Raw genomic sequence first — 12,381 nt, 5'->3', positions numbered from 1 at the left:
TCCAATGCATCCTGCAGACACGGCCCTGCAAGGGTCATTTCCATCCGTCATGGTGCCGCGCTTTGGGCAGGTTGCGGCGATGGACCGGCCCGGTGAGCGCCTGCTCATCGCTTCGAACGGTGTTTTCCTCGAGATCGCCCGACCCTGGATTCGCGTGGTGCGCCGGCTAGGCGTCTTCAGCCATCGCACTGCCATTCCCTATGGCGAGGTGGCAGAAACGATCGATCTGCGTTGCGGCCGCGTGCCTGCCGCGCTGATCGGTGAGTTTGCTGCCATGGCACGGGCTGCGCACCCGAAGGAAACCGGTGCCTGGATCGTCTGGAATGCCGCTAGCGCGGCGTTCCGGCTGATCCCGGTCGGCATCCTTGAGCACAGCGGCGGGCATCTGAAGTACGAGCGCCCTATGCTGGCCGATGACGACGTGCTGGTGGTCGACTGCCATTCCCATGGCAGCCATCCCGCGTACTTTTCGGCGACCGACGACGAGGATGACCGTCATGACGTGAAGTTCGCGTTCGTGATCGGCAATTGCGCGGCGCATGCACCATCGATGGCGCTACGGTTCTGTGCCAAGGGAATCTTCGAGAAGGTGGAGCGGGTGCCTGCAGAGTGGTATGCAGCTGCTCGCGAGGAGGTGCTGGCATGACCTTCGAGCATCGAATCCCCGCGGCCATGACCACGCACGCTTGGAAGGTGGCGGTAGTCGGTGCCGGTGGCACCGGCAGCGCGCTGTTGCCGAATCTTGCACGGTTGCATCACGCCATGCTGGAGCTCGGGCACCCCGGAGGTATCGACTGCACGGTCTACGATGACGACACCGTCAGCGAGACCAACGTCGGTCGGCAGGGCTTCTATCCAGTCGACGTCGGCCAGCACAAGGCCACACTGATCGTGAACCGGCTGAACAACCTGATGGGCACGCGCTGGGAAGCGCAGACCCGCAGGATAGGCAGCGGCGACCGATTCGTGTGTGACCTCGTGATCGGCTGCGTTGATACGCGGGCTGCACGCAAGGCAATCCTCGGTGCCATGCAGCGCGGCACGGGTGGCTACTATCTCGACTGCGGCAACGAGTCGGACAGTGGTCAGGTGATCCTGGGCCAAGTGCGCGGCAAATCGGCGGAACGGCTTCCTCATGTGGGCGATCTCTATCCGGAGCTACTGGACCCGAAAGGAGATAAGTCTGACGTGGCGCCTTCTTGCTCGATGGCGGACGCATTGCAGAAACAGTCGTTGGTCATCAATCAGGCGATTGCGGTGCAGGCCTACAACTTGTTGTGGACGTTGTTCCGAACCGGGACGCTGCAGTACCACGGCGCCTTCGTCAATCTCACGACAGGGCGCACGAGCGCGCTGCCGATGGATCCGGTCGCATGGGAGCGCTTCGGCTACAAGCCTGGCGCAGCCAATCCTGGAGCCAAGCGCAAGCAACGCCAATCCGTTTGAACAGCCACTCCTTCGGGAGTGGCTTTTTTCTTCGGTGCGCTCGTTGCCGGACGGCATGCCTGGCTGCTACTATTGCGACACACCTCGCGTCTATGGCGCATCGACACGTGGCGCTTTGCCACGCAACGTTTTCAACCCGTTGGGGCACACGCCCTGGCGGAGTGCTCCAACATTCTCGGAGCATGTTCATGCCTCAAATTACTCTCTCCCGTACGCAAGTCGCATCGCTCGTCGCCTTCTGCGACGCCGCTGGCTCGAACGAGTTCTTCATTGCGAAGGACCGTGGTGCCTATATTGGCTACAGCACCGGTGCGACGACGCCGTACAAGCAGTGTCTCTTTTACTTCAAGGGCTGTGACCCCAAGAAGGACAAAGACTTCTACGGAAATACATTGCGCGGTTTTGGCGGCGATGACTTCGGTGCGCAATTGCCGTTGATCGACATGCGCAAGGCGCTGGACAACCCGACCATTCGGAATGTTCGCTTCACCGTCACGCCGGAGTCTATTCGTATGGAGACCCTCAGCTGAAGGTTGCTGCCGGGCAAAGTCGCTGTTAATATTCCCGCACCTACCGCGTCTCAGACGCATCGACACTTCCGGTTGTATAGCCGGACATTTCTTTTCTCCCACCACGGGCCAGCTTGCCCGTGGGCATGTTGGCTCATTTCTTGAGACCATCATGAAGAAATCCCTCATTGGTTTTATCGTCATCTGCTTTTGCTTCGTCGCCTTTGCGAAGCATGAGACGCCGTCGCGCACCTGTCGCGGTTCGGACGCTACCGAATCGCGCGCGCCTGACGAGAGGTTTGTGATGAACGGCCCGCGGCCGCGTCCGGCTCTCGGTTACACCCCCGGTTGAGTTGGCTGGCGAACGCATGTTCGCCGTGTCTGACCTGCCATGCCGGCTATAAGCCGGTCTTTCCCTTTCCCCTACGGGCCATCCTGCCCGTGGGCATGTTGGCCCTTTTCGTCTTCGAGGCCATCATGTTCAAGCGCTTTTTCGCACTTTCCCTTTGCTCCATCTTGTTCGCCGGCTGCGCAGTCCAGCAGACGTCTCCGAATGCTTATCGCACTTCGGAAGCTATGCGGACCGGCGCCGTGGAGATCGTCACTGTCGTCCGTGTCCGCCAGGTCACGATCGTCGACAGCGATGGCTACACGTCTGCCAATAGCGGCGTCCCCGGTATCGTCGGGGCGGTCGTGGGTGGTCTGCTCGGTGCCCGCGTCATTGGCGGCGGCAATGGTCGTTACATTGCTGGTGCGATGTCCGGTACGGTGTCGGCGGTTGCAGCGCAAGCTGTGGCCAGCCACATGAACCGTCGCAACGGCCTGGAAGTCATTGTCCGCAAGGAGAATGGCAGCCAGATCGCCATCACGCAGGATGCCGACCAGCAGTTCGTCACGGGGCAGCAGCTCTACCTCGTGGCGTCTGGTGGCGGCTACCGTTTGACGCGTTAAACGGGCTCCAGTCGGAGCCCCATCTCGTTCCATCCCGTGCGGCTTGCCGCGCGGGCCAACCCATTGCAAGCCCGAGAGGGCTTGCCGAAGCCCCGAGGCTTCGGCAAGTCGCTTTCACCCGCGTCATTGACGCATCGACCCCGTCCGGCATCGCCGGACTACCAACCCAGCTGGGACAACCGTCCCGTTGGGGAAGGATGTCCCGTCCTTATCGAGGATATCCATGAAAATCCCCAAATCCTTTACCCGTCGACATCCGTCGACCAACACCGCGGCATGCCAGGCGATCCGTCGTGATGCTTGCCGCGTTCTGCGCCGCGTCGCCGGAGACATGGCGTTGCGCCCACGTGACTTCACGATCAGGGAGCATCGTCAGCGTCGCCGCGAGGTCGACGTGTTCGCGCTGCACACCGATTCGTTGCTCGTCGAGATCAAGCATCCCGCGGGCGCCGAAGGCGGTGTGCTCATGTCGTACCGGACTTGTCGCAACCGTGACGATTTGACCGGCGGCCGTGAAAACGCTGTCGCCGTCGAATCGCTGTCCAGCGACCAGGGCTACGCAAACCTCGTCGCCACGCTTCGCGTGGTGGCCGGGCGTCGTGGCTGAAAGGAGTACGTCATGAGTCGACTGATTAAGGTCACGTTCAACTCCACTTCCGGAGAAGAAACCACGGCGTTTGCCACGCTGCATAAGGATGATACTGTCGAGCTTCCCAAGCGGATGGCGGCACGTGTCACAACTGCGGTCGATGCCGGCGAGGGCTATGCCCTCGTGGCCCATCAAAGGGGCAGTTCCGTTCCGCTGGTGCACATGGTGGACGCTGTCTATCGGCTCGACACCGAGCATTCCACCGGCGACGGTTGGCTCAGTCGGCTGGCCGACGCCCTTACCAACCCAACCAAGGATCAGATGCAGGCATATGGTCGCTATTACCATACGTTGTCCGCGGCCTGCTCCGTTGGCTTCGCTGGATACGTTGCCGGCGTGCAATCGATCAATGCCACAGTCGTGATTAACGCGGCGTGCCTACTCCTCGGTGCTGCTGTACTATTTGCGCTAGGAGCAGTCTTGGCGAAAGGAGAAAAGTGATGTTTGGACCATTTGTTCTTGGTTTTGCCTTGTGTTTGGCCGCCTTCGGCATGTGGGTTCAACGCAATGCCGATCGCCAGCGCATGCTCGAAGACCTCGACCGCAACGGCTGAGGCAATCCCTTCTCAGGGGCCGATTCGTCGGCTCACCGCTTGAACGCACCTCTCGGGGTGCGTTTTTTCGTTTTCCCTCCCACACGGGCGTCGTCCCGTCGGGGCGGCTCCCCACTAAAGGAGTATCCCGATGAGCCGTACCGTCTATGGCGCAGGCCTGGCCAGCTATCCCGCTGGCGTGCTGCTGCGCGCCACTGTGTATTCGACCAATCTTCGCGCAGCCATCTCGCTGGTCTGCGCGGATGACGGCATGCCGTACGGCACGCTGTCGGTGAATCTGCCGGATACCGAGCTCGCGGACGACCAGATTCTCGTCGCTGCAGACTGGAACCTGCCGGCTGAACTCAAGGCCGCACTGATCGAGACCGGCAAGTTCGCGCGGACCGGGCGCTGGAACCACGTCGGTCACGGCCGTGGCGAAATCTGGCGCATCGCTGATGTTGAGCTGCTCTCGCAAATCGCGGCCGCGCGTATTGTGGCCAGCCGCGGCAAGTCGACGCGTCAAACCGCCGTCGCGGCCTGAGCCGCCATTCCTTCCAACCCATTCGGGGCACGTCCCCGAATGGGCGTGCTCCGTTTACGGAGTCCAATCATGTACGTCATCAACATCGGCCAGCGCGCCGAGCATCGCACGACGCTCGCCGGCGTGCTGCAGTACTTGAATGACGATCGCGACGGCAAGGCAGCGCCGCGCGTCGACGATATCGCATTGCGCCACGTTGAACGCGGCGCGATCGGTGTCGTCAAGCTTGGCCACGGCAAGTTCGCCGTGCGGCCACAAGGCACTCGCCGTGCCATCCTTTCGATGATCCTTGACGAGGTCGACCGCTTCATCGTTCGCGTGGGTGGGAAGATCCTGCGCCCGCATGAGATGAGCCGCGCTGCGTGGGGAGCCGTGGTGGCCGCCGGCCGCCTGGCGTACTTTCCCGAGGAAGCCATCGACATGTCCGAGGACGATGCTGGTCCGCTCTTCCAGACCGTGGATCTGTTCGAGGATCAGGGGCCGTTCGACATCACGGCCTTCGTTTGCGGCGAATTTGTCCGCCGCTTCGGCTATGGCACGAATGGCCCGCTCTACCACCCGGCCGCGAGTCCCAACTGCCGGCATGAGGTACATGTCGCCTACGCGCTGATGCGCGGAGAGAAGGTGCGGGATTGCATCATCAATACCTACCGCGACAATCCGCACCATGCGCGATCCGAGCCCTGGATGCAGCCATTGATCGACGTGCCGGCCCTGCGGGGAGCCTTGTCGCCCAGCGTGCTGCAAGCGCTCTGCCAAGTTATGCGTGGGGAGAAGATGGAGATCACGCCGCACAACGCTCCCAGACTGCTCGCTGCAGTGCGTAACGTGCCGAGTGACGGTGGCTACGTGGATGTCGATGACGCTCTTTTCGCAGCCGGAATTGTTTCTCCGCGGACGATGCCCACACCCAAGCCCCTCGAAGGTGAGAACGCACGGCCTGCCACCAAACTGGCGGCGCGAATCCACGGTCTGATTTGCGAGCGGCAGTACCAGGAAGCCGTAAAAAAGGCGACCGAGGAGCGCGAAGGGCAGAGGATCAGCCAGCGCGAGTTTGATCGCCAGACCAAGGCTGCCGCAATCTACCGGGCTGGTTATGGATACGAATGGGCCAACCGGGTGGCGCTCGCTGTCATGGAACGCAATGTTGTGTCGGTATTGCATATCTTCGACGGTCCCAAGGACTGGAATACCGACTCCAAACGCGCTCTGCGTGACGAACTCGGTGTCGATGTCTTGCAATGCAGTGCGGCAGAGCGTCGACGTCGGCTTTTCGAGCTATGTGGGTTCTCCCAAGCCGAGCAGGCCAAGTGGGAAGCGCAAGAAGCCATCGACACGGCGCGCAAACGCGCCGAGCGTGCGATGGCCGATGCAATATCGCTGGCCGAAGGTACGACCTATCGACTCGAGACCGGTCAGGAAATGAACGGGCGTGAGTATGTCGACTTCTGCATCGAGGCCGGCTTTACTCAGCTCGTCGACGAACGGCGGGGCAACGTTACGCGTTACCGCATCTACGACCCGGTCAAGCGCATGTCGCGGCCGTTGCGCGCAAAGGATGGTACGCTCGACTACGCACGGGCCCGCCTTGGTCAAAGTCGGCAAGCCGCCGTCACTTTCGCTTGATCTCTCTCCCCCGGCGTTTTGCCGGGGGATTCCTTTTCCTGATACGCCCATCAATCTGCCGAGCTTTCCGCTGCAGCGCCACTGAGTCACCGCGTTACGCTTCTCCTTTGACAGCCAAAGCTGTGTTTGCAATGGACCCGCCCATTCCAAACACAGTTTCACCGCGTCACTGACGCATCGACCTCGCGGCCCCTCCGGCCATTCATCAACTCCCACAGGGATAACTCCCTGTCGGGACGTTCCTCGTGGGCACATATCCAGGCTCACACATGACTCTCCATCTGCTGTCGTAGTGCGTTCGCGTCGGTGCAGTCGGCCGATCGACCTATCTCCTTTTCCGCGCAAGCCACCGCTCTGCGCAGTGTCTTTCCCTTTCCAATCAGCGACGCCGAACCTCTGCGGCGCGCGTCACTATTTCATTAGGAGCAATCCATGTCCCATCTCGTCGAAACGATGGCTTATGTCGGTGCAACGCCCTGGCACGGCCTGGGGAATCAGTTGCGGGCACACCAACCGCTTGAGGTCTGGGCGGAAGCCGCTGGTATGAACTGGCAAATCGAGGAGACCGACGTGATGTTTCGTATCGGTTCTCACGATCTCGACCCCATCAAATCTTTCCCCGAGCAGAAGGTGCTGTATCGCTCGGACAACAAGAAGCCGCTGTCGACCGTCTCGAAGAAGTACCAGGTCGTGCAACCTGCGGCGATCTTGGAGTTTTACCGCGATCTCACACAAGCCGGTGGTTACCAACTGGAAACCGCGGGCGTGCTGAAAGAGGGCAGAAAGCTGTGGGCCCTCGCACGCACAGGGCAGTCAGCCGTACTGGCCGGTGGCGACGAAGTGCGTGGCTATCTGCTGCTGGCAACTGCATGCGATGGCACGTTGGCAACGACCGCGCAGTTCACGTCCGTCCGGGTGGTGTGTAACAACACGCTGCAGATTGCCGTAGGCCGCAACCGCGGCGCCGTGAAGGTGCCACACCGCAGCCACTTCGATGCGCGCGCCGTAAAGGAAGAGCTCGGCATCGCGATCTCGTCTTGGGATGGCTTCATGGCCAACATGCATCAGCTCGCGGCGCGGAAGGTTAGCCCGTCGGAGGCGCAGCGGTTCTTCCAGCGGGTCTTCACCTATCAGAGCTTGGGCAAACCGGGAACCCAGTTCTCGGAACGCATGAACGAGAGCGGGTTTAAAGCGGTCATGAACCTGTTTGACGGCAACGGTCGCGGTGCCGCGCTGGAGTCCGCTGCGGGCACCGCCTGGGGTCTGCTCAACAGCGTGACCGAGTATGTCGACCACCAGCAGCGAGCCAGGAGCCCGGGAAACCGTTTGGATTCGGCGTGGTTCGGGGCAGGCGCTGTGTTGAAGCAGAAGGCGTGGGATGCCGCGCTCGACCTTGCATAGCATCAATTAGTGATGATTCTCTAGACCGCCTTAAGTGAGGACCGAATGTGCCGATGAAATGGCACAGAAGTGGTCGTCTCAGGCGCATGCCCCGGCTAAGTCCGGGGCTTTTTTTTTGGGTTGTCCATGTATATCTATCTCCTAAAACTTACCTGGCAGACACTGCTTACGGCTCTGCCGGGAGTGATTGCCTTCATTGTTGCCTCCCGGACACACATGGGTCGGGAGTGGCTGCCATTGTTCTGGAGAGGGTGCGGGGCGACCAGGGAGCGTCGCTTGAGTACCGAGCCCTTTGAAGTTGAACTCGAAAAGCTGCCGCCGCGAGGCCTCGTTCATCGCTGGTATGAGTGGAACGCCGAGACTAGATCCGGCCGGACCCAACTTGGGTTCGATGACTGGCTCGCCGGCATGGCCTTGCCCGCACCGGCTGCCGCCGCAGGCATCGTCATCAGGCATAACGACTTGCGGATTCATCTCAAACATCGATGCCGTTATCTGATCGCAGACCCTCAACGCGGAGAACGGGTGTTTGAATGCCGCATCGACGGGCGTCTGCCGATCATAGCCTTCGTTGACGCGATTGGACGCAGAGGCCCGTGGCTGACCTTGCCAAAGCTTTTGACGATCGAGGAGATTGTCAGTTTGCGTCCATTGACGCCGCCGTAAAACAAGAAGGGGCCCGACGATCAGCACGTCGGGCCCCTTTTTTTCGACTTTTTGGTCAGTAACAGTATGGTTTTATGCGAGCTTATCGCGGAAATAGTATGAGCATGCTCACGCTTTTCAGGTCGTGGGCGCAGGCTCGACGGCCTCGGCCGCGGGGGCGGCGGCGTCGTAGCCAATGCCGGTGATGCGGGAAATGGTGCCCTCGAGCGCGGCGTTTGCACCTAATCGGATGGTGCCTGCATAGGCGATTCGGCCTTTGACCTTACCGTTGATGTGCAGCGACACGCGCGCCACCACGTCGCCCTCGACCGTGCCATCGATCAGTACGTGGTCACCCTGTACCGTTCCGCGGATCAAGCCCTCGGGACCGACATGCACGAGACCGTGCGCCGACAGCAGGTCACCGCCCACCAGCCCGAAGCAGCTGATGCCGTGGTCGGTGACGATATTGCCCTCGATGCTGAGGCCGGCCTGAATGAGACTGAAGTTCGCTGTTTGCATGGGTACCCTCGCCTCAGAAGAGCTTGATCTCGTTGCTACGTCGCGTTTCGCCGGCCTGCGGAACGGCCCGGGCGACCGCGCCGGAGGGGCTCGAACCCGCTGCAACGGCCGCTGCGGGCTTCGCAGGTGCTGGCGCAGCCTTAGCGACCGGCTTGCTTGGCGCAGTGCTGGCGCTTGCCGGCGCCGCGGTGCTGACTGAGGCAGCGGAAGAGACCGGCGAGAGCACCGGCTGCGATTCCGGCTGCGGAGGCGGCGGCATCGGCGCGTCCGCTGGTTCTGTTCGCGCATCCACCTGCGTCTTTGACGGCCATTCATGGTCGTGGGTCTCGACCGCGCTCGCGCCCGCGGCTGGAACGATCGCGACCTGGGCCTTTGCCCCTCTGGGCTCGCCACCGTGCTTTCCTGCTGATGCTGCCCACATGCCAATGGGGAAAGCGATGCCGGCAACGACAGTCAGCGCAATGGCCAGGCGCTGCGGCTCGGTCAGTCGGGACCAGATTGGCCTTGGCTCGGAGGCACCCGTCCCCGCAGGGCCATCCAGCATTGGCATGGTCTTGCCTTCGATCGGCATTTCAATGGTGAGCGGCGCTTCACCATATCGGGAGTGCAAACGAGCAATCTCTTGGATGTCCATGATGGTTCAGGGAAGGGGACTCAGGATTCGGCGTCGAGTAGCTTGCCGTCGCGCGTGAATCGGTTGTTATCCGGGATGCAAAGACGGTGTATGGCGCGGATATGGCGCGAAGCGCCCTCGATGGCGCCGTCTTTCTGGGCCACGTCAATGCTGCCGGCCAGATAGGCGCCCAGGACGTTCGCGAACAGTTGGTCGTGCTGATTGAGCAGGCGGATGAGACGGCCCGCCAAAGAATGGGTGACGACGACATCGCGCTTGTCGTAGCGCAGGCTGATACTGCGGCGCCTGAAGGCCCTGGACCACGCTAGCCTCTCATCCATCCATTGGTTGGCATCGCGAAACCGTGTGTCCAGAGCGAGAATCTTGCCCTTGGTCGCGACGCTCATCTTCGCGGTGCAGAAGTTCCAATCGCTGCGCAAAAAGTCCCGAACGAAGTCAGAGCAGTACGTCAGGACGGTTCCGCTGTCGGTGTCCGGGACGATGCGCGATACACGATCCTGGCTCAGAAGGCGCTGGATCGGCTTGGGTCCGTCGTTGAGCGAAGGATGCTCGGAAGGAAGACTACTGTCAGACGCCTGCGGCTGAGCGTCAGTCCCCTTGCCCCAGCATTGGGGTTCGGATGATTCGGCCATTTTCCATGTTCATGTGGATCTCTCTCGTACGGAATTGTCCGACACAAACATGCATCAGCGGCTTGAGAAAGCCCCCCTGTTTTCGTGAGCTTTCTGACTTTCTCTGGCGCGCATGTGTGCCACAATACTTTCCATACCTCGCGTCATAGACGCATCGACCTCGACTCCCTTGCGAGTCCATCTTCTGTTCAAGTCGTGCATTTGCGCACGCGCCGACTGGTTGGCTACCAGTGTGGATATTCTTGTGCTAAGTGTTTTCGCCGAACACTTCCCCTCATCAGCTCGTAATACGCGTTCTCGCTGTGCCTCTTCATGAGCGCACGCTGGACACCGTTCGAGCCTGGGACCATGTGGAGCTCTCTCAAAGGCCCCTCCTAGGCAGAACGGCAGACGTCGAGCCGATCCGTGAACCTGCGGCCGAACCTGTGGGTTCGCGAAAAGGGTTGTTGTGCAGCGTGACCATGCTGCACGAGGACGACTTTACGTCCTCGACATAGAGCCGCGCGCATTAGTGCGCCGCTCCCTGAGTGCCACGCCCCCGGAAGGGGCGTGGCAGTTCGGGTACCTGACATCAAAGCTCGCTGCCGGCGCAATCCGGGGCGGGTTTTTTTCGTTTCTGGTGAGAGACCTCGATCTTCAGGAGACGCTCATGCACCAGGACACCGAGATTTCCGCCGCCATCGCGGCAACGCTGAATCTGCGCCGTCCCGAGTACAGGGACATGCCGCAGGCCTGGCGGTCCCTTTGTGAGGCGGCATATGTCGCCAGTCTTCCGGAAGTCGCCAAAATCGACTTTCTCAATCGCGTAACGACCCAGCGCGGGGCCGACACAGCCCTGCGCCTTCGGGAGCATGCTGCGTTCATCCGTGCAAAAGTCGTTCAATTCCTCGACAGGAGAAACGCATGCATGCACCCATCACCTACAGCGAGCCCGGCGGACGCCGAAGCCTGCTAGAGGAGCGGCCCATGCGGCCGCCCATCATTGGCAAGATCCGACCCGGTATCAAGGTCCTCACCAGAGCTGCACGCGAGAAGCCCGAAGCCGTCAAGATTCACGATGCCGGCCTCGCGCGAGGCGATAGCTTCGAGCGCATCGAGAGCGATATCACCCGGGCGACCGGCATCAAGACGCCGCTCGTGCCCAAGAACGTCCCCTGGTTTACCTGCCGCGCCTCCGACTTCGCCAACCCGGCGTTGGCCGAGGACATCGTTCAGCGCTATGGCGAAGATCGCAACGACGGAAACGGACATCGTCTCTGGCGCTTTCCCGTGGTCTTTGCGTTCGACGATTGGCTGAGCAACATGCCCAACCAGCTCGTAGCGTGGACAAAAAGCGGCCGACAGTACTTCTCGGAGTATGGGCGCGACGGCAGACGCTACTGCAAGATGTACGCACCGCCGCTGCGAGACGAGCGCGCCAATCGGGCCAAGCGCACGTGGGGCGGTCGCACGGTCATCCTGAGGCAGGACAATGATATTCAGGACGGGCTCTGCGATCCGCAGGAATGCCCGCAATACCAGGGCGGCCATTGCAACCTGTCGGCGAGTTTCTTTTTTGCGATCCCGCATATTTCCGGGCTCGGCCTCATCGAGATGCCCACAACCTCCATCTACGTCCTGCAAAAAGCCCACGCGGCCATGCAAACCGTGGCGATGGCGCGAGGCCGGCTCGTAGGCGCCAAGTTCTGGATGTCCAAGCAAGAGATTGAGATCAGCCGCATCGATGACACCGGCAAGCCGGTGCGCCAGATGCAATGGCTTATCACGCTCGACGCCGAGATCGATATCGCTGCGTTGCTCGATGGTTCGGACCGGCGCCCGCCGGCATTGGAGATGGCAGAACAGGCTGTTTCCATGCTCGAAGGGGGCAGGGAAGTGCCGCCACCAGAGGACGGCTGGGCCGACAACGCCGCCATCGATGCACCGCAGGCTGGCGCATCGGAGAGCGATGTCAATCAGGCCCCTAGCTCGTCACCCCCATCCGATACGGCGGGCACCGAGGACCTGGAGAGCGAATACCTCCATCTCGTGAAGCGCCTTGGGCTCGACAGCGAGGATGGCAGTCGCCAGCTAAAAGCCTTTGCGGCGGCGACTTTCGGGCGCGGCTGGTCCAAGCGGGATCAGGATGTTCGGGGGTTCTTGGCTGAACTACGCACCGCGTTGGCCAATCCGATGGCCTTCCGTGAGCAGGTGGCGGCCATCGCAGCCGACGTCGCCACGTAATTTTCGCCAGCCTTGTGCCGGCAGTCGAGGGAAGCCGAAGGGCTTCCCTTTTCCTTTCTTGCCGCA

16 protein-coding genes are annotated in these 12,381 nt (G+C 61.4%); 13 read left to right on the top strand and 3 right to left on the bottom strand.

Going from position 1 to position 12,381, the window contains the following annotated elements; translation table 11 throughout:
• Nucleotides 1–4: 4 nt before the first annotated feature.
• The 11 genes from DFLDMN_RS31785 to DFLDMN_RS31735 all read left to right on the top strand — a co-directional run bounded on the left by DFLDMN_RS31785 (nt 5) and on the right by DFLDMN_RS31735 (nt 8,325).
• Nucleotides 5–646, top strand: a complete 642-nt coding sequence (locus tag DFLDMN_RS31785) for a PRTRC system protein A (RefSeq protein ID WP_423200680.1) — start codon at nt 5–7, stop codon at nt 644–646.
• Nucleotides 643–1,446, top strand: a complete 804-nt coding sequence (locus tag DFLDMN_RS31780) for a PRTRC system ThiF family protein (protein WP_423200679.1) — start codon at nt 643–645, stop codon at nt 1,444–1,446. The genes DFLDMN_RS31785 and DFLDMN_RS31780 overlap by 4 nt, the downstream gene beginning before the upstream one ends.
• A gap of 188 nt (nt 1,447–1,634) precedes the next feature.
• Entirely contained in the window at nt 1,635–1,976 is a 342-nt protein-coding gene (locus DFLDMN_RS31775) for a DUF3085 domain-containing protein (protein WP_423200678.1), read from the top strand.
• Between the two features lie 151 nt (nt 1,977–2,127).
• Nucleotides 2,128–2,307 carry a hypothetical protein gene (locus DFLDMN_RS31770; RefSeq protein ID WP_423200677.1) on the top strand — a complete coding sequence of 60 codons (180 nt, stop codon included), beginning with the start codon at nt 2,128–2,130 and terminating at the stop codon, nt 2,305–2,307.
• Between the two features lie 125 nt (nt 2,308–2,432).
• Nucleotides 2,433–2,906: a glycine zipper 2TM domain-containing protein gene (locus DFLDMN_RS31765; protein WP_423200676.1), complete on the top strand. Its 474-nt coding sequence runs from the start codon at nt 2,433–2,435 to the stop codon at nt 2,904–2,906.
• A 223-nt stretch (nt 2,907–3,129) separates the two neighbouring features.
• Nucleotides 3,130–3,513, top strand: a complete 384-nt coding sequence (locus DFLDMN_RS31760) for a hypothetical protein (RefSeq protein WP_423200675.1) — start codon at nt 3,130–3,132, stop codon at nt 3,511–3,513.
• Between the two features lie 12 nt (nt 3,514–3,525).
• A complete protein-coding gene (locus DFLDMN_RS31755) occupies nt 3,526–3,996 on the top strand; it encodes a hypothetical protein (protein ID WP_423200674.1) in 471 nt (156 codons plus the stop codon).
• A gap of 243 nt (nt 3,997–4,239) precedes the next feature.
• Nucleotides 4,240–4,632 carry a hypothetical protein gene (locus DFLDMN_RS31750; RefSeq protein ID WP_423200673.1) on the top strand — a complete coding sequence of 131 codons (393 nt, stop codon included), beginning with the start codon at nt 4,240–4,242 and terminating at the stop codon, nt 4,630–4,632.
• Between the two features lie 69 nt (nt 4,633–4,701).
• Nucleotides 4,702–6,258 (top strand): hypothetical protein, encoded by a 1,557-nt coding sequence (locus tag DFLDMN_RS31745; RefSeq protein ID WP_423200672.1) that lies wholly within the window; start codon nt 4,702–4,704, stop codon nt 6,256–6,258.
• Between the two features lie 432 nt (nt 6,259–6,690).
• On the top strand, nt 6,691–7,659 hold the full coding sequence (locus tag DFLDMN_RS31740) for a DUF932 domain-containing protein (protein WP_423200671.1): 969 nt from the start codon (nt 6,691–6,693) through the stop codon (nt 7,657–7,659).
• A gap of 276 nt (nt 7,660–7,935) precedes the next feature.
• Nucleotides 7,936–8,325 (top strand): hypothetical protein, encoded by a 390-nt coding sequence (locus tag DFLDMN_RS31735; protein ID WP_423200670.1) that lies wholly within the window; start codon nt 7,936–7,938, stop codon nt 8,323–8,325.
• A gap of 117 nt (nt 8,326–8,442) precedes the next feature.
• Here DFLDMN_RS31735 and DFLDMN_RS31730 read toward each other — a convergent pair whose 3' ends face one another.
• The 3 genes from DFLDMN_RS31730 to DFLDMN_RS31720 are packed head-to-tail and all read right to left on the bottom strand — an operon-like array spanning nt 8,443 to nt 10,092.
• The gene (locus DFLDMN_RS31730) at nt 8,443–8,826 is read right to left on the bottom strand and encodes a bactofilin family protein (RefSeq protein WP_423200669.1); all 384 of its coding nucleotides are present in this window, start codon (nt 8,824–8,826) and stop codon (nt 8,443–8,445) included.
• A 13-nt stretch (nt 8,827–8,839) separates the two neighbouring features.
• Nucleotides 8,840–9,460 carry a hypothetical protein gene (locus DFLDMN_RS31725; protein WP_423200668.1) on the bottom strand — a complete coding sequence of 207 codons (621 nt, stop codon included), beginning with the start codon at nt 9,458–9,460 and terminating at the stop codon, nt 8,840–8,842.
• Nucleotides 9,461–9,480: 20 nt separating this feature from the next.
• On the bottom strand, nt 9,481–10,092 hold the full coding sequence (locus DFLDMN_RS31720; RefSeq protein ID WP_423200667.1) for a hypothetical protein: 612 nt from the start codon (nt 10,090–10,092) through the stop codon (nt 9,481–9,483).
• 649 nt (nt 10,093–10,741) lie between these two features.
• Between DFLDMN_RS31720 and DFLDMN_RS31715 the strand changes: the two genes are divergently transcribed.
• Both DFLDMN_RS31715 and DFLDMN_RS31710 read left to right on the top strand, forming a co-directional pair.
• The gene (locus tag DFLDMN_RS31715; RefSeq protein ID WP_423200666.1) at nt 10,742–11,047 is read left to right on the top strand and encodes a DUF7696 family protein; all 306 of its coding nucleotides are present in this window, start codon (nt 10,742–10,744) and stop codon (nt 11,045–11,047) included.
• On the top strand, nt 10,996–12,315 hold the full coding sequence (locus DFLDMN_RS31710; RefSeq protein WP_423200665.1) for a hypothetical protein: 1,320 nt from the start codon (nt 10,996–10,998) through the stop codon (nt 12,313–12,315). Before DFLDMN_RS31715 ends, DFLDMN_RS31710 begins: the two co-directional genes overlap by 52 nt.
• Nucleotides 12,316–12,381 lie beyond the last annotated feature (66 nt).

This window comes from Cupriavidus sp. H19C3, assembly GCF_049393815.1.
In the GTDB taxonomy this organism is placed as follows: domain Bacteria; phylum Pseudomonadota; class Gammaproteobacteria; order Burkholderiales; family Burkholderiaceae; genus Cupriavidus.
This window is presented reverse-complemented; position numbering and strand designations above follow the sequence as displayed.